Source organism: Mucilaginibacter sp. PPCGB 2223, from assembly GCF_001705515.1.
GTDB lineage: Bacteria > Bacteroidota > Bacteroidia > Sphingobacteriales > Sphingobacteriaceae > Mucilaginibacter.
The window spans coordinates 305504-330708 of record NZ_MDJS01000003.1 but is presented as its reverse complement, the minus strand read 5'-3'; the positions used below and the strand labels follow the sequence as shown (position 1 = coordinate 330708).

Here is a 25205-nt window from a genome sequence, read left to right as displayed (position 1 = left end):
TTTTATGCTTTTTTGCTTTTAACATTATGTCCTTTGACCGCGTAGTACCAGATGAACAAATAAGCCGGAACCATGATGATATACGCGTGCCTGGTGTCGAATTTGTCTGCAAGAGCTCCATACGCCAGCGGCAAAATAGCACCACCCGCAATACCCATAATAAGCAACGATGAGCCTATTTTAGTGAACCGGCCTAAACCGGCCAAAGCCAACGGCCATAAAGCCGGCCACATCAGCGAGTTAGCCAGACCCATTAAAGCGATAAACAGCACCGAAGTATATCCTTGTGTAAAAACAGCGCCGAAGGCAAGCAGTACGCCCAGTAAAGCCGAAACCTTTAATGCGCTATCCTGTGTAATATATCGCGGTACGCAAACAATGCCTGCCACATAACCGATGATCATACACGATAAGGTAATTGTTGAGAAGAATTTGGCTGTAGCCAGGGCAATACCTTGCGATACTCCATAATTGATAATGGTATCACCTGCCATTACCTCAACGCCCACATATAAAAACATGGCCAGTACACCCAAAAGCAAGTGGGGGAACTGCAGAACACTGGTTTTATTGCTATTGGCCAAGGCCAACTCTTCATCCTCGTGCTCGGTATCGATCTCTGGCAGAGCAGCAAAATAGATCAATACCGCCAGTAACACCAGCACCACGATCATACAGATATAAGGTAGGATAACCCGCGACGAAAGTTCGTTTAAGGCAGCTTCTTGCTGAGCGAAACTCATGATCAGCAGTTTTGCTTTCAGTTCATCGGCACCTTTAAGGGTTACCGCGCCCAAAACCAAGGGTGCTATGGCACCGGCAACCTTGTTACAGATACCCATAATACTCATACGGGTAGCAGCGCTTTCGGGCGGCCCTAAAACTGTGATGTAAGGGTTTGCCGCCGTTTGCAGAATGGCTAAACCAGTTCCCTGGATAAACAAACCCAGCAAGAACAGCGAATAAACACGCGTGGTAGCTGCAGGAATGAAGATCAGCGCCCCAACCGCCATAATGAACAAGCCAAGTGCCATCCCTTTTTTGAAGCCGGTGTATTTTAAAATTTTTGCTGAGGGTATGGCCGTCACAAAATACGAGATGTAAAAGGCAAAGGCAACCAGTAAGGATTCGAGGTTATTTAACCGGCAAGCCATTTTTAAATAGGGTATCAATACCGAATTTAACCAGGTTACAAATCCGAAAATAAAAAATAGGGCACCGATGATCAGTATCGGCGGTAAGCCTTTCTTTGTTTTACGTGCTACGGGCGATGGGATGGTTTGGGATACCATATTGCTTTATTTTTTAATTAAAATCTGTATCGTTTAAATGCTTCAATTGCTTCATAATTGGCCAATCCTAAACCATCGTAGGCTTTGGCGGTTTCGCTGGTGCGATGTTCGGCACGTACCCAAAACTCGCGCGCGTCATCGCCCGGGAATACGGGCAGATCCTTTTGCGACTGATGTTTAAATATAGCCAAACGTTTTCGTTCCACTTCCTGCGGCGATAGCGGAACGGCCATTTCTATTTCGTGGATCTCAAACTCGTGCCAGGCACCGCGGTAAAGCCACAGCCAGCAATCTTTAACCCAGGTTTCGGTTTGTTTAAGGCGGACTAAGGCTTGTTGGATAATATCAAAACATACCTTGTGCGTGCCATGCGGATCGGCAAAATCACCGGCGGCAAATACCTGTTGCGGTTTTACAGCATTTAAAAGCTGCATGGTTTGTACGATATCGTCTTCAAAGTTCGCCTTTTTATCTGTTTTCATCCTGTCGTAAAAAGGCAGGTTCTGGAAATGGATATTGCTATCGGGCAAACCGGCGAAACGTGCACCGGCAATGGCTTCGCCTTTGCGTATCAAACCTTTAATGGTTTGTATCGGTTTGGTATCGGCCTGGTTGGGCAGTTTAGACTGGAAGAAGAGGCGGGTTTGCTGGTAGAAGGCCTCCTGCTCGGTAGTGTCGCGACCTTCACTTTTGGCAAGGTCGATAGAAAACTCGATGAAACGTAACGCGTCATCATCCCAAACTGCTGTATTGCCCGATGTTTGGTAAGCCACGTGTACGTCGTGCCCCTGGTCGGCCAGGCGGATAAATGTTCCGCCCATGGATATCACATCATCATCCGGGTGCGGCGAGAATACGATCGAACTCTTTTTTGCAGGCACAGCACGCTCCGGCCTCTGGCTGTCGTCGGCATTGGGCTTACCTCCGGGCCAGCCGGTTATGGTATGCTGTATCTGGTTAAATATGTGGATGTTGATGTTATAAACCGGGCCCTGTTCGGTAGCCAGCTGTGCCATGCCATGGTTGTTGTAATCGTCTTCGGTGAGTTTTAAGATAGGCTTATTGAGTGTTTGTGCGAGCCATATCACGGCTTTTTTCTTTAACTCATCCGTCCACTGGCAATCTTTTACCAGCCATGGCGTGTTAAAGCGGGTTAATGCCGACGCGGCATCGACATCCAGTATAAACTCAACATTATCTGATAATTGGAGAAAGGTTGCCGGTACGTCCGAAGATAATTCACCTTCAACGGCCTTTTTCACGATAGAAGCCTTTTTCTCGTTCCAGGCCATCAGGATAATTTCGCGGGCCTTAAATATGGTGCCTATGCCCATGGTAATAGCTTTGGTAGGCACTTTTTCTTTCCCGCCAAAATCGCGCGAAGCGTCCCTGCGGGTCAGGTCGGCCAGGGTAACCAGCCGGGTACCCGAGTTTGGCGCCGAGCCCGGCTCGTTAAAACCAATGTGGCCGGTGCGGCCTATGCCCAAAAGCTGTATATCCAAACCGTTATAAGCGCTTATCTTTTTCTCGTAAGCCAGGCAAAAGGCTTCTATCTGTTCACGATTAAGGGTGCCGTCGGGGATGTGGATGTTGAAGCGGTCGATATCGATATGATCGAACAGGTTCTCGTTCATGAAGCGCACATAACTCTGGATAGCATCGGCCTGCATGGGGTAATACTCATCCAGGTTAAAAGTTACCACGTTGTAAAAACTCAAACCTTCTTCCTTATGCAGCCTGATCAGCTCTTTATAAACGTTGATGGGTGTAACGCCTGTGGCTAAGCCTAAAACGGCTTTTTGATTGTTTTTTTGTTTGGCGATGATCACATCAGCAATGCGGCGGGCAACCACTTTGCAGGCTTGCAGCTGATCGGGGAATACTTTTACCGGCAGTTTTTCGAATCGTGTTTCTTCGAGGAGGTTTAGTCGTGACATATTCATTGTTTTTGTATCTGGTCTTTGATCAGCGATAGTTCTTTAGCCGACAAAGGTTCGGGTGTTTGGGTTGGCTGGAAAGGATCGTAAAAATACAGGCCGTCCTGCTGGTATAGCTTTAATTGCAGTTTTACGCGCTCTTTAAATTGTGGCAGGTTCTTTTGCCCGTCGGCTGTCCAGGCAGTTTCGGCCAATGCCGCTATACGTGGGAAGAGCATGTATTGTAGTTTTTCTTTGGTGAGGATATTCTCCGTCCACAGCGCGGCTTGTACACCTAATATTTGTTTTTGCTGTTCGGCAGTGATGCCCTGATCCGCTACAGTAAAATTGTATAACCTGTCCAGCGGTACATAGCCGCCGTTCCACCTGCGACCGAAGTGCTGGGTGGTATCCTGTACAAAATCGAAATAGAAAGGCAGGCGTGGGCACATTACAACAGAATAGCCTTTGCTCAGCGCTTTTTTAAACTGGGCAGGCTTATCGTGCCGCCACCAAAAAATGATAGTTTTATCCGTAGGCAGGTCGGTATCAGCGGCTTCGTCCCAAAGCAAAACTTTGTTGTTTAGTTTAAACAAGCTATCGGCCATGCGCTTGGTAAAATAGTGCTCAACGGCCAGCAGATCGGGCAATTTTTGATCTTGCATCAGTTTGTTGATGCCCGGGTTTATTTTCCATTTTTCGTTACCAAAGCTTACTTCATCGCCACCAAGGTGTATCATTTGCGAGGGGAAAAGAGCATCGGTTTCTTTCAAAATATTGGTCAGATAAGTATAGGTGCTATCCTTGCCGGGATTAAATGTAAACTCAGGGTGCTGTGCTGATCCGCCACCGCTAAACGCGGGATAAGCCCTGTTGGCCGCGGTTGCATGGCCGGGCATATCAACCTCGGGGATCACATCGATAAACCGCTTTTTAGCATAAGCGATGACCTCTTTAATATCCTCCTGGGTATAGTATTGGGCCGGTGCTGTTTTATCGGTATAGTTGCCGATGCCGCCGGTTAGGGTTAACAGCGGGTAAGCCTTGATCTCCATCCTCCAGGCAGGCTCATCGGTAAGATGCCAGTGGAACTTGTTCAGCTTGTAAAAAGCCATCCAATCCAGCAGTTGTTTAACAGTTTGCTTGCCCCAAAAATGCCGCGATTCATCCAGCAGCAAACCCCGCCATGCGTAACGCGGCTGATCGGTTATGGTACAGCAATTGATGTTGATACTGTTGTTTTTCATTTCGCCCACACGGGCCATTTGCAGTAAAGAGGCTATTCCGTAGAAAATACCCTTACTCGTTGCCGCATTTATTTTTACACCGGTTGGTTTTATTTCGAGCGAATATGCGCCTTCGTCAATATTATTGCCGGGCTTAACTAAACTGAGTTGAATGGAAGATGTAATTGCCGATGGCTGTATACTTAGCGTAAGCCCATTGTATTTTAGCAATTGTTGCTGCAGGTAATAAGCCTGGCCCTGTAAAACGGCATCGGTGTAAACAATGGTAGTAGCATTATTGAGTTTAAAACTACCGTTAACCAATTCAACATGGGCGGGTAATGGAATAATTGCGCATTGCTGCGCAATCATCCGGTTACTCAACATCACAAACAAAATAAAAACAAACTTCTTCATAGTATATCTTGGCCCGCTATCGACGCGCACTGTTTTGTAAAATTAACATTTGGGTACCGGCCAGTAAAAACGCGCCAACGCCATACACCTCGGTATCATCGGCAGTAACCTTATCGGGCGATGCGCCTATGGGCTGCACATAGCCCAGTTTACCATCGGCATGTACCGACGATGTTAAGGCCGCCCAGGCTTTGCTGATAACCGGGTAATATTGGTTGTACGGCAATATTTTTTGATTAACACCCCATGCCAAAGCATAGCAAAACAGCCCTGTTCCGCTGGTTTCTTTAGATGGGTAACTCGACGGGTCGAGCAAGCTGGCGTGCCAGGTACCATCGCTTTGCTGCAAGATGGCTATTTTTTCGGCCATCTCTTTAAATTCGGCGATGAATTTATCGCGATCAGGATAGTTTCTCGGCATTTTGGCAAGCATGTTCACCAGGCCGCCCATTACCCAGCCATTGCCCCGGCTCCAGAATACTTTCTTATCGTTTTTTTCTTTCTGGGTAAAGTAACGGCTGTCCCTGAAAAACAGGCGTTCATCTTTGTCATATAAATACTCGCTGGTTTTCCACCACAGTTTACAGGCTTCATCCAGGTATTTACTGTCGCCGGTTACTGCGCTCAGGTTGGCCAAACCCGCCGGACCCATATACAGGGCATCGCACCAGGCCCACTCACGCAGGTGGATCTTCTTAACCCACAGCAAGTCTTCGCTGTGCGGAGCTGCAACTAATGAGTCGGCCATTTTTTTAAAGTCGGCAATGTACAGCGGGTTTTTATAGATGCCGTACAGTTGCGTATACGTTTGTGCGATACAATAATCATCGGCAAAGCTGCGGTTTGGGCCTATCTGCCAGTTTATGCTTTTACCAACAGCCAGCAGTTTATCAAAATAAACCGGGTTATGGGCAATTTTAGCCCATGCTGTCATCCCGGTATACATTACACCATTTGTCCAGTCGGTTTTGGGGTATTTCCAGCCTTTGGTTTCTAATTCGTTCCATTGCCAGTCGGCCACCTTTTTCATTAAGTTAAACACACTGTCGGCAGGCCGGACTTTATGGTTAGCGCCAAACGCGCTAACCGTTAAAGCCGATAAAAATAAAAATGTTATTATTGATAATTTTTGGATGTTCTTCATTTAAATATAGTCGTATTAAATCTGTTGAACGGCATTAATAGTTACCCGAACTGGTAATGCCACTCCTTAACAATACATAACCTGTTGCCGTGTCATTAGTGTAAACGCCGCCGCCCGCTGCGTTAAAGTTGGCTGCTACAATGTTATTGCTTGTCGCGAAAATGCACCCGTTAGGCAGGCTGTTGCCGGTTATATTGATAGAGTACTCGCTGTCGGTCGTATTATCACGATAGTAGCCTATGCCATGATACATGTCGCTGGCCGGGCTGCTGATGTTGATGGTATTATTGGATACCACAACATACTTGAGATACGGGAAAGCTGGTGTATTTACATATTCGTAGAGCAATATGCCGGCATCGTTAAGGGTATTGTTTGATATGGTAAGGTATTGCCCGTTGCGCGCTTTGATATCGCCGCCGCTATCGTTAGTTTGCCAGCCCGAAGTGAAGGTATTGTTGGAGATAACCAGGCCATTAAAGCTATGTGCGTACAAACCATGATCGCTTAACGAATCGATCGAATTTAACGCGGTATTACGGGCAATGGTATTGCTATCGATAATGGAGTTGCTCTGGCTGTTATCGTTAATAGCGCAAACAAAGTAACCTGTTGAGCCACCGTTGCCGAAGGTGTTTTTGCGTACAATATCGTTGGTACAACCGGCGGCTACCCATACGCCCCTGCCCGGGTCGGTAGAGCGGTGGCAGAAAACGCAGTTATATACCAGCGAGCTATCGGTGCTGTTTAAATTGATATAGGCATCGCTCAGGTTATTGGTTTTATTGGTGTTTGCCTTACGTTTACCGTAATCAAAAATGCAGTATTTAAATGCTGTTTTTACAGAGCTGGTTACCGTGAATTTAATGTTCCAGAAGGTGATGCCCGAAAAGGTACAGTTACTTACATCGGTTGAGTAAGCCAGGTTTAATTGAGAACTTAAGGCAGATGCATCAAAAATGGGGTTGGTAGATGATAGCTTAGCTAATGAAACTCCGGCTTTCATGACGATTTTTCCGGTAATATTATAGGTACCCGAGTGTACTAAAACCGTTTGGCCGGCACTTGCACCCGCAATTACGGCATTTATCTGGCTCAGGGTCATGCCGCTGTCGATAGTATGGTTGGCTACGGTAAATGTTTGTAGTCCTGGAGTAGCCACAGTGGTGGCAGCAACCTGCTGACTTGAGGTAACCTCCTGTTTTTTACAGGATGCGGCAAATAATGCTACGCCCATTGTTAATAGTGCAAAAAGGTAGTTTTTCTTTTTCATAATTGGATTTTTTATTGGTTTATTAATAGTTAAAATTTATTATCAAACTGTATTAATGTGCTGCCATAAAATCCCGCACCGCCTTTAACCATCCGCTGTTTATATCGATATATATTTTGTTGCCGTTTGCATCGCGCGTGCCGCTGCTTGTCCATACCAGGCAGCCGCTTGCACCTAACCTGTAAATGGTTTGTAAGTGGTTCATCATCTCCTCGTATGTTAACATGGTGGTCGGCCCGCCTTTTTGCGTTACCTCGGGTGTGAGGTATGGGACGATGGGTTTGCCGGGGAAGCCATACCTTTTGCAGGCCGCCATGTTGTACACAGCCGATTTATTCCAGCCTACGGTATCGTGCCCATCATAATTGTACAGCGATGGGCTGAAATAATCCACCGCCGCCGCTACTGATGCATATGCCTTATTCCACTGATCATAACGATTTATGTTTTCTGCATAAGCATAAGTGTTTTGGGGCACGGTTGCATACAGGCCCAGCGGCGATTGTTTGTTAACTCTTTTAAACTCAGCGATCACCTCCAACATCCTTTGGGGAGTCTTGATGGTGTCGAATCTTTTCCAGCCTTCCAGATCTAACGAAACAGGGGTATTGGCAAGTTCTAAGGCTTCGCGGCCAAGCGAATCGATACGGTTGATATTGGGCACGCCGTTTTCTTTTTTGCCATCGGGATAATCCAACATCTTTTGCTCATAGATCAGATTGTAACCTTTAATGCCGTAGCCCGACAGGTACTGGCTCAATTGTTTGTACGATGCCTTTATCTCGGTGCCGTTTTGCATATACCCGCCATAAACTATAAAAGCGTATATCTTAAACGGGTGTTTATCTGCTTTTACGGTTTGAGCGAGGCCGTTATAGCTTATCGATACGAATAATACAAAGGCTAAAAATTTGAAATACCTCTTCATTTATTTGGTGGATTTGATTGGGGTGAAAGTAACCGTCACCGATCCGGCTTCCGAGGCAGGCAGCACCAGGCCGATACGGGTAAATACCGGCGCGTTTTCTTCAATATCTTCTGATTTAATGGTGAAACCGTTTTTTGTTTTGATGGTAGCGATCATCTTCTGCTTTTGCCCGTCAAACTCAATCTGATCGGGTGCGATTTGTTTCCAGTGCGCACGGGTTATCAGCGCGAGCTCAAAGCTCTGGCTGGTTTTATAGGCGAAGTCGTCTTTTACTGTTAGTGAGCCCAGTTCGTCCCTGTTGTAAGTAAATGTGCGGATGAGTTTGGTTAACGCCGGTGCGGGGTAGGCTGATGAAATATCCATCGCAAATTGATCTTGTTGATCTGTGAAATCGGTTTTTAAGATCTCTGCCCTGGCATCGGCGCCGTCATGCTGTTCTTTGCCCGCAACTAATGGTACCGGGTGCCCGTAAGATGCAAGCAGCTTATAGGTGTACCGTTCCGGGCCAAAAGATTTGGCAGTATAAAAATTTGGACCGCCCGGATCGCCCATCAACATTTCATCACCAACTACTATGCTGAACGATCCGACATCGTTATGGTTATGGCTTTCGTTATTATTGCCGCCCTGTAGCGCCGCGCCCAAAATGGCTTTTGAACCTTGAGTTGAACGTTCTATCAATACCCCGGCTTGCTTAAAGTACGAACGGATGCCCGGAGCTAAATCAGAAACATTGCCGCTTATTTTACTGGCGGATGCCGAATTAGGAAAAGCGTGCATCACATCCTCGGTTAGGTTACCCGTCCCGCCCGAAAAAGAGAGGTTATCATACTTTTTTAGCCCTAAACCCAAAGTGCGGTTGCAATACCATAAGATATTGGCCGGTGCTTTAACGCCCAGATGGCAATCGGCAATATTGGGGTAAACGTCGTTGATAATTTCGAGGTTAGGTACATAAGTTGCAATACGCTTTACTTTAGGATCGGCAAACAGGTCGATAGCGCCGTTTGTTGCCTGTAATATGTTTTCGCGCAACGATATGTAGCGGCTAAATCCGTAAGCATAATAACCTAAGCCTTCTGTACAGTAACCCTCATCGGTAAAGCCCGCAATACTGTTTTTGGCATACCTTTCGGCAATGGTTACAAATTCGGCCCGTTCCTGCTTATCCGGTATGATAGCCAACGCTGCCCCGGTAACGCCATCGAGGCATACAGCATTCCAGTTATTGGTCACAGTCAGCCAATAACTATCCTTATTGCCTGTGGCTACCGATCGTAAAACCGGGTCGAACACGTGTTTGCGCATCTGGCTCAAAACTTCAGCACGCAGTTCGGGCGATAGCTTGTCATCCAACGAATAAACAGCCTGCGCAATGTTGTGGGCCATCCCGGCCGAGCCCAGGTCGACGGTATAATTTCGGCCCTCAATGTTTTGCTTGTATTTATCATGAGCCGGCAGCGACCATGACCGTTGATGGATCAGCTCATTCAAAACCATCTGGATGGTAGGTACAAAACGGCCTTTGTTCTCCAGGCATTCGGCCCAAACCAATGGGGCTAACCAAGCCTGCCTGGCGCCGATCATTTTTTCGCCCTCGGGCCTTGTTCCTTTGGTAAAATATAACAGGTATAGCTCGTCGTTCCAGGCGGGGAAGGGCTTGTTCAGATAGCCTTCGGCCGTTTTAATCGCTTTTAAATATTTAGGATCGCTGCGCAGCTTGTCCCATACCCGGCGGTTGTGATAGGTGTCGCCAAAGCCATGCGGGTTTTGAGGCAGCATAGCCGATACTTCAGCCACGCGCTGCATATCAAGAGGTTGAAGTAACGAAACAGGCTTGCTGGCATCAACACTGTCTGATAGCTTGACTATTGCCTGCGCATGCCCGTTTTTAACAAGCTGCGACTGTTTGATAACAGGCAATAAAGCCACTGCCAGATAAAAACTATATCGGGTTAACAACATGGTAGATGAGTATTTATGATGGTGGGTAATGAGATGTAAACCATTACCCGCCTGTTGATCTTTATGGGTTAATGGTTAAGGTTACTTTCTTTACCACCGAACTTGTTGCGCTATTGGTATTGTTCGACGCAGAAAACACGGCGTTATAAGTACCGGCTGTAGTATAGTTATACGGATAGGATGATAGCGTTGCCGAGATTGCCTTGATGGCGACGCCCATATCCGGCGTTACCTTTGTCAGGTCGATCGGCCCCATAATGGCCCAGGCTTCGGCAGGTCCGGTGGCCAGCGCCGCAGTAGTAGCCCCGGTTATTACGAGCGATGTTTTATCGGTGTAAACCCAGGCGTACTTATTGGCATTCTTAGCCGGATCGTACGATACTGCCCAGCCCGGCCCGTAGGTAATATTACCATAATTGGTAAATGAGGTTGTTGGCGCATTTAAGTTAGCGATGGTATAGCTGGTACCATCGGCCAGTACATTGTTTACGGACAGAGCGCTAATGGTCCATTTATTTTGGATGGTGCCTGCTGTGGCCGTGTATTTAAACGCAATGTAGACCGGTTTACCCTGCTTTAAAAAATCCGACAGGTCAATGATACCCGAAGCTACAGCCGTGGTTCCACCGGTAGAAAGCGTGGCGCGGCTGGTGATATCCGACCATGTGGCTGCGGCTATGTTAGCGTTAGTGGTTGCGGTATCGCGGGTCAGCACGCCGTAAATGGTATTGGTTGCTACCCCTTTAAAATCCGACGAAACAAGTAACGACAAAGAGCCGGATTGCGTCCCGTTTGCCAATATGGTGCTGAACTGCAGTTGCGGTGTACCTGTTGCACTAACACGGTTTCTGTAATCATAGTTTTTTCCCGGTTCGCCTGAGAAAAAGGTGATCATATCCGGGTTACCGGTAAAGTTAAACTGTACGGTGTCTTTAGTCGAAAAGGTTGTAGATGCCGTACCGTTGTTTTTGGCGCTGGTAACATCAAAGGTTACCGGCTTTACAGCGATATCCTTATTACAGGCTACACAGGCCAGTAATAATGCTGCTATAACTAAATATCTGGTTCGCATAATATTTTTTGATTTGAGTATCTTTTTGATGTATGAATGAATTACCAACCCGGGTTTTGTGTAGCCAAGCTATTAACCGATATTTCGGAAGCAGGTATCGGGAACAGCAAATTCCTGTTGGTGATATTTGATCCGGCCAGGGCGCTGTATGCAAACGTGGTACCGGCATTGGCTTTCATATCCGCGGCCAGATTATTCATGGTGCTAACCCAGATGCCCCAGCGGATCAGGTCGGGTTTCCTGAGCGACTCATAGCATAGCTCCCTTGCCCTTTCATCCTGTATAGCTTGTTGGAACGTGGTCGCATTCAAACCTGTCAGATCCACAGCAGTGGTGGCAACAGTTGCCGTAGCCGTAGCCCGTGCTCCTGCATAGGTAAACACAGCCCCGGTAGTTGCCGCTGCAGATGCGCCCGATGTTTGCGTTGGGCCGGTAGCTGTTGAGGTGCCCGCTGTTGTAACGGTGTATAAGTTATTGCCGTTGTAAACCTGCTGGCCCGCGGTATACGCAGTAGCAGTTGCCCATGCTGTACCGATATTTACAGTCGGCGCGCTGGTATAACCGTTGCCAGGGTTAAGAATGGCGATCGAAGTTATTTTGCCCGTAGACGCTACTGTAGCAACGCCTGTTGCACCTGTGCCGCCGCCACCGGTAAATGTGATCGGGATATTGGGAACTGTAGTGAGATAGCCTGTATTGCCGGTAGTGGATAAAGTTAACGCGCTAACAACCGAAACTGAAACAACCGGTGTATTGGGGTTAAGGCCAAAACCGCGCCTCCTCACCTGATTAATGGCATCGTAAGCTGTCGCGGTTGGCCCGTTCACCTGGTTCTCGGCTTCGGCCAGCATCAGTAAAACATCAGCATAACGCAGGATAGGGAAATTGATCGGGGTGATGTTTTTACTAGGAACAGCGGATAGCTCATACTCTCTGCGGAATTTGCCTGCATTGCGGTTGTACACCTGCGCGGCAGTAAAATAACTGTTAGAAACAGGTGTAGTTGCCGTATTGTAGGAATACGGAGCTATAGCCCAATCCCGGCGGATATCCCCGGCGGGGTACAGGTTAAATAATTTGGCTGTTGTGTTGATGAAGCCATAACTATATCCCGGAAGGTTATTATTTAATGAGTAAGCTATCCCGTTGGTATTACCCAGGCGGTTAACATTGCCCATACCGTCGGCACCGGTGCCTTTATTTTCCACTTCCCACATGCTTTCCTTAATATCATAGATATCCTGGGTAAGGTTGATGAAAATTTGTTTGTAGCTTGGGTTAAGGCTGTGAAGGCCCGATGCCTGTACTTTTTTGGCCCAGGCCAAAGCATCGGCATATTTTGATACATCGTTAATAGGCGCACCTGCCATTTGCAGGCAAACACGTGCCAATATGCCCTCAACGGTTGTGGTTGATACACGCCCGCCAAAACCTAAAGTTGTGATAGCGCTTACTTTGCCTTCGGCAGCGGTCATATCGGCCAGTATCTGCGCGTACACCTGCTTAGCCGGCGTGCGGGGCAGATTAACATCGGTAACTGAAGCTGTAGGGGTTGTTTTTAACGGTACATCGCCAAAGTTGCTTACCAGCAAAAAGTAATAATAACCTCTTAAAAACAAAGCCTCACCTAATATCACCTGTCTTTGGGTGGCATCCATAGGGGCGATGTTGATATTCTGGATGAGGATATTAGCCCTCTCGATGCCTATATACAATTGCGACCAGAAGTTATTGAGGTTGGCATCGCCATAGTTAAAGTTGTAAACCATGGTACCTGTGGTTTGTGCCGACCGCGCATAAAAGCCCTCGTCGGTAGCGGCGCCCAGTTCATCGAACATGTTATCGCCGTATATCCCGGCCGAAGCCAGTGGTTGATAAACGCCTGCCAAGGCTTCCATCAGTTTTGCCTGGGTGTTGTAATAATCGGTTTGTACCAACGAATCGGTGGGGGTAGTATCTAAAAACTTTTTACAGGAAACCATGCTGAAACTAAGTATAGCGATGGTTATGTATAATGCTTTTTTCATATCTATCTTTTTTATAATTAGGGTTATAAAGTAAGGTTAATACCAAATGCTATAGTGCGGGCCCTCGGATAAGCGCTGTAATCAAAGCCACCAGTTAGTACCGAGTTATAAGTGCTTACTTCGGGGTCAAGGCCGGTGTATTTGGTCCAGGTCCATAAATTCTGCCCGGAAGCAAAGACCCTGAGCGATGATACTTTGACGCGTTTTAATAAGTCCTGCGGAACGTTATAACCAAGCGAAACTGTTTTTAAACGCAGGTAAGAACCATCCTGTACGGTGTTTGACGAATACCCGCCGCCAAAAAATCCACCTGCACGGTAATTGGCCGAACCCTGGTTGGTAGGTGTCCACCTGTCGATATAGCTTGTAAATTGCTCCAGGTTGGTTTTATTGAGGCCGTTGCCGCTAAAAACCAGTTGGTTGGCATCCTGGATATTATTACCGTACGACCATTGGAAGAAAACGTTGAGATCAAAGCCTTTGTAAGTAAAGTTGTTGCTGAAACCGCCGGTATGGATAGGTTGTGAACGGCCGATAACAGTATAGTCGGACGAGTTTACAACGCCATCGCCGTTAAGGTCTTTATACTTGATATCACCGGGCTGTATGCTGGTACGGGCATTGCCGTTGGTAGGCACATTATCTTTTAAAACATAGGTGCCGGTAGAGGTTTTGTTAAAATCGCTGTACTGGTACACACCGTCGCCGATATAGCCATACATCTGCCCCAGGGGCTGGCCTATTTTGGCGATATAACCCGGAATTGAGGTCCAGCCGTTATCCCAGGCCAAACCGGTAGTTAACGATTCCTGGTTGTTGGCCAGTGCCAGCACTTTGTTTTGGTTGAATGAGATGTTGAAGCTGCTTGACCATTTAAAATCCTTAGCATCAATATTAACCGTGTTTAAAGTAAGCTCGATGCCCTGGTTTTGTACGCTACCGATATTTTCGAAGGCTGAAGTATAGCCGGTTGAGGTAGGCAGAGTGGCGTTCAACAATAAGTTTTTGGTTATTTTACGATACACATCGGCCGTTAGGTTGATCCGGCTGTTTAAAAAAGCGATATCAAAACCGCCATCGTACTGGTCGGTAGTTTCCCATTTCAGATCGGGGTTGGCGATGGTTAACGGAACAATGCTGGAAACATAAGTATTGTTGAACGCGTAGCTGCTGGCCGATGATACGGACGAACTTGACAGGTACGGGAAATCGCTCACCCTGTTATTACCCGTTTTGCCATAGCTTACCCGCAATTTACCGTCGGAAAGCCACTTGGCTTTTTTCAAGGCATCAAGCTGGGTAAAGCGCCACGCCAAAGCTGCCGAAGGAAAATAGCTCCAATGGTTTTGCTCGCTGAATTTGGAAGAGCCATCTGCCCGGTAAGAAACCGTTGCGTAGTAGGTTGAGTTGTAGTTATAAGTAACCCTGCTTAAAAACGAAGCGGCATTCCACAACGAGCTAACAGCCTTTGTAGCCGACGGGTTTAACACGCCCTCGTCCAGACCACTGATACCCAATGATTCGTTAGGTAAAAAATTAGCGCCAAAGCCATAAGTACTCGAGGTATTGCCTTGTTCGGTAAAACCAACCAGCACGTTAAAGTTATGTACGCTGTTAAATACATGGTTATAGGTCAAGGTATTTTCGTTGGCCCAGTTGTTTACTTTTGATGTTGACACCGATCCGTTTACGCCATTGGCCTGGCCGCCATTAGTTAACGGGCTGCCATAAATGGTGTTCGAATTATTAAAGTTTTCGTTGTTAACAGTGCTGTTATTCAACACTCCTGTCACTTTCAGGGTCAGATCTGGAATGATATTATAGGTTAGATAGGTGTTAACATTTAAATTGTTTGTTTTAACGTTCCGCACCAGGTTTTCCTGGTTTAGTATCGGGTTAAACTTATAATCGTTCGCAGTAGCTGTAGTGGCATCGATAGGATCGGTAAGTGTAAGCGATGAAAGCGGGTTATATCCCCAAACACTATACAGTATGTTGGTTGTACCGCTGTTGGTTGATGAAGCTACTGCATTACCTGCCTGCGACAGGTAGGCGTAATTGGCGTTAACGCCAACTTTTAGTTTACTGTTGATGGTTTGATCGAGGGTTATCCGGCCCTGGTAACGGGCATAGTTGGTTGCGAGGATAGTCCCGTCAAGGTTATCGATTGACCCTGATATGGAATACAATGTTTGATTGCTGCCGCCCCGTACAGCCAGCGAATAATTGCGTAAGCTGCCGGTTTTAAAGAACGGCGATTGCCAGTCGGTTGTGGGATAGTTTTTATAATCATCCAGTGTTTTGCCGGGAGTAGTTAAATAGGTATAAGTAGGTGTTGGGGCTAAAGCCGTTCCCAAACCGGGCGTAAGTTCTAACTGATATTTTAAAAACTCGTACGAGTCCATCAGCTGCATGGTTTTAACATTTTTGCTGAAACTCTGGGTGGTGGTAAATGTAGTTACCGGGCTGCCGATCTTTCCCTTTTTGGTGGTGATGATGATCACACCGTTTGCGCCGCGCGCGCCGTAAAGGGCAGTTGATGAGGCATCTTTCAATACGTCGATCGACTCGATATCCTGCGGGTTAAAAGTATTGAGGTTAAAGCCCTCTATAGGGAAACCATCCACCACATATAACGGTGAGTTGTCCTGCGTGATAGAGTTCGCCCCGCGGATCACAATGTTTACAGCTGAACCGGGTTGACCGTCGGACGAACTGACCTGTACGCCTGCTACGCGACCCGCAAGCGCCTGGTCGATAGAAATAACAGGAGCCTTGGTCATATCGGTCAGGTTAGCCTGGCCAACTGAGCCTGTCAGATCCTTTTTCTTGGATGTGCCGTAGGCTACTACCACAACTTCGTTCAACCCGGTTGATTTTTCAACGAGTGTAATATTGATTACGCTTTGGCCTTTTACCGCTTGTTCCTGTGGTACAAAGCCAACGTAACCAAATACCAATATTGCCGAATTATCGGGAACGGTGATGGCATACTTACCATTGATATCGGTGCTTGTGCCTGCTTGTCCAAATTTTATTTTAACGGTAACACCCACCAGCGGCTGTTTGTGCGTATCGGTAACTACACCGGTAATTTTGATGCTTTTTACCTGGCTAAATGCGGTAAAAGAGAATAAGATCAGGATTAAAGAGATATACAGCAGCTTCGGATGCCGGAACATCTGAAGATACTTATTATAGTTAGTGTGTAACATTTTTAGTTTCATTACGATGGTTTTTGGTTGGGGATGATCAATGAGTAGTTCTACAGTGCCTGGCTGATTTGGTTGGTGCAGACAAAAATGTTTTTAGACGCTTACTGTACTTTCGGATTCCGGGTAAATCTTTTTTCATACTTTAAATAGTTAAATTAGTGTAAGGCTAATGTGAAATTATTTGCGATTTTACCGGGGTGAAATATTGGTCTAATTAGGGGTAAAATGCAGTCGAATACCATTTATTCGCCGTTTTGGCCGTTTCTACCTTTTTATTTAACTATTTTCTTTTCAAATCCGGTTTGGTTTTCTGTAGTTACAATTCAATCGTCACAACATCAACTGATTGGCTGCGTAAATTGCCCGGAACATTGATCGTGATAACGCCATCGTTTACCGTATAGTCCAGTTTAGTGCCGGCCGATAGCATTTTAATATTTTTAGGAGTGCCGCTTGTTTTGAATGTTAACGTCTCATCTTTAAAGTTTGTGTTTTTTGCATTTGCTGCGGGCGACAGAAAAAGGTAGCGGTAATTGTCCTTCGCGGTTGCCGGTACCGAAGATGATTCGGTTTGGCTGATGGCCTCGGTTGCCTGAACAGACCGGCTGTTCACTTTCATCCAGCTTGCGATCTCGTCGAATTTTTGATATTCTTCTGTTGTAAATATGCCATCCTTAGTAGGGCCGAAGTTCAATAACAGATTAGTGTTCAACGCCCGACAGTTTACCAGTTTATCTATCATGTAGGCGCTGGTTTTTAACGGAGCCTTGGTATATCCCCATCCTGGGTTGGCGGCCGTCATGCAAAGTTCGGCCCAGCCATCCTGCTTGGTGGTTGGTACACTTTTATCCCCTTCGAATGTTTTATAATCGCCATAGCCAAAAAAGCGTGGACTAACTATAATACCGGGCTGCAACTGATGGATCTGCTCCATCGTAATACAATCCTTCCAGGCGACGTTCCCTTTAGGGATATCCGGCGAACCATCAAACCAGATATAATCTATTTTGCCATAATTGCTAAGCAGCTCGGTTACCTGCCCTTTGATGTATTTCGCCACCTCTTCGTAATGTGCCTGCTTTTCGGCATCGGTGTGTTTGGTTGCACGGGGATGGAGGTTTACATCCAGTTCGGGCACGTTGGGATAGTTTTTGCCCACGCCGTAGTACATAAAGCTTTGGTAATTCTGGTTAAAGTACCAATCGGGCCCCGAATAGTACAGACACACTTTTATGCCGTATTTGCGGCAGGCGGTAACAAAATCCTTTACCAGGTCGCGGCCGCCCATATAATTTTTGGTACTGAAGTTTCCATATTTACTTGGCCACATGGCAAAGCCGTCGTGGTGACGGCAGGTGAGTACAGCGTAAGTCATGCCTGCCGCTTTAGCTGCTTTCAGCCACTTATCCGGATCGTAATTTTGCGGGTTAAAATCCCTTGCCTGTTCCCAGTACTGGTTAGGTGTTAAGCATGAGTTATCCAGTTCGCAATGATGACCTGCGAAATAATCGCCATCTTTTAAAAATTTGGCCACCATAGCCGAATCGGGCAGGGGCCTTTTCCAGCCGATCTGTGTGCCCGCCATCATTGGCCACGATAGGTCGACCTCTTTTATCGATGCGATGCTCCAATGCACAAACAAGCCAAAACCTGCCTGCGGAAACCACTGCGCACCCGGGTTTTCGGTATGTTTATAGGTTGATTTTTGATTGTCGTTTATACCGATCTGCTCGTGCTCCATCTTTACACGGTCGGCCTCTTCTTTTGCAGATAATGCCTTTTGCGCTTTAACGCCTTGCACTATCAAAAGACCGGATAAAAACATCAAACCGAACCTTGTAAAACTGCTCTTTACCTTTTTCATTATATCATTATACTGTTGTAGCTGTCTTTTATTATTTATCTCATTTCAAATTTACCGGTCAGTTTAATATCCTCTGAAGATGAACCGACCATTACCTTAAACTCACCCGGCTCAACAACATGCTGCATCCGGCGGTTGTACAATTTCAGATCATCGGGCACCAGGGTAAACGATACCGTTTTGGTTTCGCCGGGGTTTAAGCTTACGCGATCAAAGCCGCGCAGGTTTTTTTCGTAGGTAGTTACAGAGCTCTGTACATCGCGAAAATACAGCTGAACAACTTCGTCGCCCGCTATTTTACCGGTATTGGTCACCTTAAAAGTTATGGTAACGTTATGGTCGATATCTTGAACTTCGGGGCTTATCTTCAGATCGCTGTAAGCAAATGTGGTATAACTTAAGCCAAATCCAAACGGGTACAGTAAACCTTTTATTTTCGCCAGTTCGCCTTCATCGGTTTCTGAGTTGGGTTTTGTTGGGAAATTAAATGGTAACTGGCCTACCGATTTTGGGAATGTGAGGGTTAGTTTGCCGCCTGGGTTATAATCGCCGAATAAAACATCGGCTACAGCCGTACCGCCCTGCATTCCCGGGTAACCGGTGTAGATTATCCCGTCGATATTTTTGTCTATCCAGTTAATGGTCATGGGTTGCGAGCCTATCAACACCACAACAACCGGTTTGCCTGTAGCCTTGATGGCCTTAATCAGGTTTAACTGGTAGCCCGGCAGATCAAGGCTGGTGCGGCTTTTATTTTCGCCGGCGGTTTGCGTGTTGCCTCCCAGCACTACTACGGCCATATCTGCACGTTTTGCTGTAGCTGCGGCACTGTCTATCATAGCCTGTTCGGCGTTATCTGGTTCTTGTGGCAATATTTCGCTTTCGGGCCAGTGCTTATCAACCAGGTTACAGCCTAATGAATATAATACTCGTTGCGCGCCTATTTTAGTTTGAATACCCTGCAATACATTGATACTTTTTGAACCTAAGGGGCCGTAGTGCGTATGGGCGTACTTATCGTCGGTAGCGTTAGGGCCAATTACGGCCACCGTTTGCAGTTTTGACAGGGGCAAGATATTGTTTTTGTTTTTCAGCAATACAATGCTCTCTTTCGATGCTTGTAAAGCCACAGCCTGGTGTGCAGCGCTGTTAACAGTCTTCACACTGTTTTCGGTATCTTCAACATAAGGGTGATCAAATAAACCTATCTTAAACTTAACCCGCAGCACATCGCGTACGCGGCTGTTAATGGTATCGATGGGTAATTTACCTTCTTTAACCAATTGCCGGGCGTAAATAATAATGCTATCCGGCGATCTGAAAGTTGTGCGCACGTTCATGCCGGCCATGAAAGCCTGCAACACCGCATCTTTCAAATTTGCCGCAACATGGTGTTTGTTGTACAGGTACTCCAACGCGTCGCTATCGCTTACCACATAGCCTTTAAAGCCAAATTCTATACGCAGGCGTTGTATCAGCCAATAATCGCTGCCCGAAATGGGTATGCCGTCGTAATCGTTGTACGAGCTCATTACGCCCATAATACCCGCTTCCTGTATCACCTTTTTAAACGGGTATAACAATATGTTCTCCACCTCGCGCGGGGCAACCTGTGGGTCGGTACGGGCAAGGCCCTCTCGGGCGCCTTTATTGGCGCTGTATACCGCGAAATGTTTGGCGGTAGCCGCTATCTGGTTATTTTGCTGCATCCCTTTTGCCATTTCAACGCCCAGGCGGGCTACGAGGTACGGGTCTTCGCCGTAAACTTCTTCGAGCCTGCCCCAGCGCTGATCGCGGGCTACATCCAAAATGGGCGCATAAACGTTGGTATAGCCCAACGCCCTGGCTTCTTGCCCGGTGATCAAACCTTCCTGGTGCACAAGGGCTTTATCCCAGGTCATGCCCATGTTTAGTTCTGTCGGGAAACCTGTCGACTGATAAGCCTCGACGCCGCGGATGCCTTCATTCGTAAAATCGGCAGGGATGCCCAGGCGGGTTTGCTCAATAAAAAAGCGCTGAGTTTCGTTCATCGCCCAGATATGCTTGCGCGTATCGGTCACCAGGGGCGAGTTAGATATCACATCCCAGTTAACAAAACCGTTTAAATGCTCATCAATATTGGCAATACCATCTTTCCAGATCTCGTTTTTCCAGTTGGGCGTAGGCAGGCTGTCTTTTAATATTCGTTTATAACCATATAAAGTAGCCAGCTGGCATGTTTTTTCTTCCAGGGTCATCTGGCTGAGCAGATCATTGATGCGGGCCTCGATGGGTTGTGTGCTGTCTTCGTAAATATCCTTTTTGCCGTTTTTGTTCAGATCTATCCATCCTTTTTTGTAGATAGGCGGATCCGTTTTGAACGACAGGCAGGTAAGAAGAAATAACAAGGTAGCCATGCTGAATAACATACCTTTCGAACGAATAGTCAATTCCATTTTTTACTAAAGTATTTTGAGGTTTAAGCTGTAATAACCGGGTTATCGAAACCATTCACCCATGTTTGGATGACAGTTATTACCAATGCGAATATGAGCGTGACGTACTTTATTGATGGGGGAAAATCAAGTTTATTTAGGGGGAAAATCAAGTTTATTTGCGCAAAATGATGACCCGGGTGGTATTTGATGATCTGTAATCGATCCTGAGTTATTATTGTTCGATATACTCGGATGGTGTTTTGCCGAATTGCTTTTTAAACTCTTTACTAAAGTATTTGCGGTCGGAGAAGCCAACCGCATAGGCCACCTCGGCTATGCTTAGTTTTTGCTGGGCCAGCAACAAAGCCGCCTGTTTAAGCCTTACCGATTTGATGAAATCGCCGGTGCTCAAGTCTGTGAGCGCTTTTATTTTGCGATAGAGGATAGACTGGCTCATGCCGATCTCGTTGACCAGCTTGACCACATCAAATTCCGAGTCCTCCATATGCGTTTCAACAATGGTCATCAATTTGTTCAGGAATTTTTCGTCGGGCGATTCGATCACTTTGTTTTTGGGCATGAGCGTTATCTGCTGACCAAATTTTTCGCGCATGGATTGCCGCGTCATCATCAGATTGCGGATGGTGAGTTCCAACAACTGCATCTTAAAAGGCTTGGTGATATAAACATCAGCGCCGTTTTCTAAACCACTTACCTGGTGATCGTAAGCAGCCTTGGCGGTTAGCAAAATTACCGGGATATGGTTGGTACGTTCGTCGGTCTTTATTTTTGAGCAAAACTCCAGACCGTCCATCACAGGCATCGTCACATCGCTGATGATGAGATCGGGGATAAGCTGGCAAGCCGTTTCCCAGCCCTCAGCTCCGTTTATGCTTTCGTGTATATTGTATGATGTCGCGAGCGATTCTCTGATTAAACCCCGCACTTCGTTATTATCCTCTACCAGTAAAATACTTTGCTTTTCGGCAATCGGACTTAGCGACTCAGTATTTGCCATAACCGGTGTGGCAACGGCCTGCTGTATGGCGTAGCTTTGAGCCGGAGTATCGTCAAGATCGGCAGCATCAAAATGAGCCTTGCCCTTGAGCAGCGAAATGGTAAAAACCGTTTTTCCGGGCTGAGCATCAGTAGCTAATTCGCTTTCGACGCTTATTTTTCCTTTGTGCTGATCGACAATGTTCTTCACCAGCGCCAGGCCGATACCCCAGCCGGGCGAAGTGGTATTGTTGCGGGCCTGGTAAAAGTTTTCAAAAATATGTGCCTGTTGCTCTGCAGCGATACCGGCACCATTATCGGCAATGATGATGTTTACCCATTGCGCATCCGCCGTTACCGAAAGGGTGATGGTGCCTTCATCCGGTGTAAATTTAAAGGCGTTCGACAGGATGTTGAACAACACTTTTTCAAACTGTGCCGGGTCGAAGTATAAGGGCAGCGAGTCGATAGCCGGTTTAAACTGGTATGTTATGCTTTTTTGTATGCTCGTGCGTTCGAACGAGGAGAAGATGTCTTCGCAAAAGCGGATCAGATCATGTTCGGATACATGCAGTTGCAGGTGCCCGGTTTCTATTTTCCGGAAATCCAGCAGCTCGTTAACCAACCGCAGCAGCCGGTCGGCATTTTGTTTAACATAGGTAAGCTGGCGGCTAACCAGCGGGTTATCCAACGTTGTGTCGATCAGTTTTTCAACGGGTGCGAGGATGAGCGTGAGCGGCGTGCGGATCTCGTGCGATACCTTGGTGAAAAAGTCGAGCTTCATTTGATGAACTTCCTGCTGGCGTTCATAATTCAAATGCTCGTAGTACAGATCGCGCTCCAGCCGGGCCTGCCTGCGGAAAAAGCGGATCACTAAAAAGAGGCTGCCTGCAAAAGCCAGTACATAAAAGGTATAAGCCCACCAGGTTCGCCATAAAGGCGGTAATATCACGATGTGCAAACCGGTTGTATTGTTGTTCCAATAGCCATCGGCATTGCTGGCCTTAACCAAAAAATCATAATCGCCGGCGGGTAAATTGGTGTACGTGGCCGAGGGTACATCTACAACGTTCCAGTTCTTTTCAAAACCCTTCAGCTTGTACATAAATTGGTTTTCGCCGGGTTTGTCATAGTCCAGAGCGGTAAAATCGAGCGTGAAAACGTTTTGATCAGATCTGAAAATGATCGCTTTGGTCAGGCTGATGTGTTTTTGGAGCAGACCCGTTTGATCGGATATGTTTACAGGATGGTTAAACAGTTTTAAACCGGTAAACAAAACGGCCGGCGTTACCTTATTTTCTTTGATCTGTTTCGGGTCAAAACTGATCAGCCCGTTGTATGTCCCGAAATACAAAATACCATCGGCATCTTTATACGATGAATTGTAGTTAAACTCATTGGTAGGCAAACCGTCGGCAACGGTATAGTTTTTAAATTTTTGCGTAAGGGTATTAAACTTGGTTAAACCGTTATTGGTGCTTATCCACAGGTCGTGCGCATCGGCAGGTATGATATTTAAAACATTGTCGCTCAGCAACCCGTCCTTGATCTGATAGGTTTTAAAAGAGCCATCGCCGGGATTGTACCTGCTTAAGCCGCCGTGAAATGAGCCCACCCAAATGTTACCATCGTTATCCTGCCTGATGCAATTGATGTAACCGGCTTTGATACTTTTCTCATCACGATCGTTAGCCCTGAAAAAAATAAATGATGTGGTACCTGCCTTGAGCAGGTTAAGGCCGCCCGAAGTACCTACCCAGATGTTATGCCCCGAATCCTCATAAATACACCTGATACCGATACTGCTCAGTTTAAGAGGCTTCGACGGATCGTTAAGGTAGGTGCGGAACTGCTGTTGTTTTTGATCAAAAATATCCAGCCCTTTTGATGTGCCTACCCAAAACCTGTTTGCACTGTCTTCCAGGATACAACTGATGATATCGCTGTTGATGGAATGCGGGTCGGCATCGTTGTGACGATAATGTTTAAACGTGCCAGATGATGGCTGGAGCAGCTCGAGGCCGCCCTGATGCAAGCCTACCCAAAGGTTATTAGCCTTATCCCGGTAAATTGCCTTCACAAAATTGGTGCGGATACTCCCTTCCGCATTTGGGTTATTGGTGTAATGTGTGAAGGTGAGCTTAGCCTTGTCGTAATAATTTAAACCGTTGCCTTCGGTGCCTATCCATAGGTTTTGTTTGGCGTCGGCAATAATGGTGCTCACTACATTGCCGCTGATGCTGTTTTTGTATTTACTGGCCTGGTAAATATTAAAAGGGACGGTATTGGGGTGGATGATATTGACGCCCCCGAACATCGTCCCGATCCATACGGTGCCGTTATCTTCAAAGTAGATATCCTTAACCGAATTATCGCTCAAACTGTTGCGGTTCTCGACATCGTGCTGGTAAAGTTTAAATTGCCTGCTGTGTTGGTCATAAATATCCAGGCCGTTCATGGTGCCTATCCATAACTTGTCGTCCTTATCGATCACTATTTTTCGGATATCGTTGTTAATTAAGCTGTTGGTATTTGATGGGTTGTGTTTGAGATGACTGAACGTTGCGGTTTTGGGGTCGAAAATGTTAACCCCGCCGGTTTGGGTACCGATACAGATATTACCCTCATGATCCTGCGTAATGGTCTGCACGAAATTGCCCTCGAGGCCATTGGCACTGTTGAATGTTTTGAAAATATATTTCCCGTTTTTCAGGCTCATCCGAGTTATGCCTTCGGTTGTACCCACCCATAGGTTTTGCTCCCGGTCTTCGTAAATAGCATATACCTGGTTTCCGGACAATCCCGGATGGCCTGGCGAAGCTTTAAAAAAACGGGTGAATTTTCTGGAAGCGGGGGAGCTTAGCATATTGAGGCCCTTATCGCTTCCAAACCATAACTTTCCACTATGATCCTGATAAGTACAGTAAATATTATTGGTAGTTAGGCTGTTGCGATCATTATCTTTATGCAGGATGCGCTCAAAAGAGTCGCTTTCGGGGATATACCTGTTCAAGCCTTTTGAGGTACCTATCCAGAGGTTTTTCTGCCGGTCTTCAAAAACAAAAAAAACATAATCGTTACAGCTGATGCTGGTGGTATCGCGGTAATCGTAATTGTAGGTTTTAATGTTGCGGGCATCGTACTTATTCAGGCGGTCGCGGGTGCCGAACCACATATAGCCCCGGCTATCCTTCAGGATGGTTAGAACGGTACTTTGCGAAAGCCCGTTATTTACAGAAACATGATCAAAAGAAAGCTGGCTAAACGATGGGCTTATTAAAACAAGTTGTAATATGATAAAAAGCAGAAATTTCTTCATCCACTACCCGCAATAACCTGTAAATCTTAGTAACCCTAAAATTAATAATTTATTACCGTTAGTGCACACATCAAGTATGAAAGTTTATCGGGATAATTCGCACAGAAACAAAAAAAGTGCCTTTGTGATCACAA

General features: G+C 46.5%; 13 protein-coding genes. All 13 read right to left on the bottom strand.

Annotation, left to right across the window (positions count from 1 at the left end; all coding sequences use genetic code 11):
- Positions 1 to 2 precede the first annotated feature (2 nt).
- Entirely contained in the window at positions 3 to 1292 is a 1290-nt protein-coding gene (locus tag BEL04_RS16210; protein WP_066005833.1) for a sugar MFS transporter, read from the bottom strand.
- Positions 1293 to 1309: 17 nt separating this feature from the next.
- Entirely contained in the window at positions 1310 to 3229 is a 1920-nt protein-coding gene (gene nagB, locus BEL04_RS16205; RefSeq protein ID WP_066005832.1) for a glucosamine-6-phosphate deaminase, read from the bottom strand.
- 2 nt (positions 3230 to 3231) lie between these two features.
- Positions 3232 to 4851: a beta-N-acetylhexosaminidase gene (locus tag BEL04_RS16200; RefSeq protein ID WP_066005831.1), complete on the bottom strand. Its 1620-nt coding sequence runs from the start codon at positions 4849 to 4851 to the stop codon at positions 3232 to 3234.
- Positions 4852 to 4867: 16 nt separating this feature from the next.
- Positions 4868 to 5995, bottom strand: coding sequence for a glycoside hydrolase family 105 protein (locus BEL04_RS16195; protein ID WP_066005830.1), 1128 nt, complete (start codon positions 5993 to 5995; stop codon positions 4868 to 4870).
- Positions 5996 to 6029: 34 nt separating this feature from the next.
- Entirely contained in the window at positions 6030 to 7268 is a 1239-nt protein-coding gene (locus BEL04_RS16190) for a hypothetical protein (protein ID WP_066005829.1), read from the bottom strand.
- A gap of 52 nt (positions 7269 to 7320) precedes the next feature.
- Complete coding sequence (locus BEL04_RS16185) at positions 7321 to 8196, bottom strand: hypothetical protein (protein ID WP_066005828.1); 876 nt, start codon at positions 8194 to 8196, stop codon at positions 7321 to 7323.
- Positions 8197 to 10161 (bottom strand): heparinase II/III family protein, encoded by a 1965-nt coding sequence (locus BEL04_RS16180; protein WP_066005827.1) that lies wholly within the window; start codon positions 10159 to 10161, stop codon positions 8197 to 8199.
- A 61-nt stretch (positions 10162 to 10222) separates the two neighbouring features.
- Entirely contained in the window at positions 10223 to 11233 is a 1011-nt protein-coding gene (locus BEL04_RS16175; RefSeq protein WP_066005826.1) for a DUF5017 domain-containing protein, read from the bottom strand.
- Positions 11234 to 11274: 41 nt separating this feature from the next.
- Positions 11275 to 13260, bottom strand: a complete 1986-nt coding sequence (locus BEL04_RS16170; protein WP_066005825.1) for a RagB/SusD family nutrient uptake outer membrane protein — start codon at positions 13258 to 13260, stop codon at positions 11275 to 11277.
- Positions 13261 to 13283: 23 nt separating this feature from the next.
- Positions 13284 to 16487 carry a TonB-dependent receptor gene (locus BEL04_RS16165; protein WP_083227958.1) on the bottom strand — a complete coding sequence of 1068 codons (3204 nt, stop codon included), beginning with the start codon at positions 16485 to 16487 and terminating at the stop codon, positions 13284 to 13286.
- Positions 16488 to 16791: 304 nt separating this feature from the next.
- Positions 16792 to 18339: an alpha-L-fucosidase gene (locus BEL04_RS16160; protein ID WP_066005823.1), complete on the bottom strand. Its 1548-nt coding sequence runs from the start codon at positions 18337 to 18339 to the stop codon at positions 16792 to 16794.
- 35 nt (positions 18340 to 18374) lie between these two features.
- On the bottom strand, positions 18375 to 20774 hold the full coding sequence (locus BEL04_RS16155) for a glycoside hydrolase family 3 C-terminal domain-containing protein (protein ID WP_139113073.1): 2400 nt from the start codon (positions 20772 to 20774) through the stop codon (positions 18375 to 18377).
- Between the two features lie 214 nt (positions 20775 to 20988).
- Entirely contained in the window at positions 20989 to 25071 is a 4083-nt protein-coding gene (locus BEL04_RS16150) for a two-component regulator propeller domain-containing protein (protein ID WP_066005822.1), read from the bottom strand.
- Between the last annotated feature and the right edge of the window lie 134 nt (positions 25072 to 25205).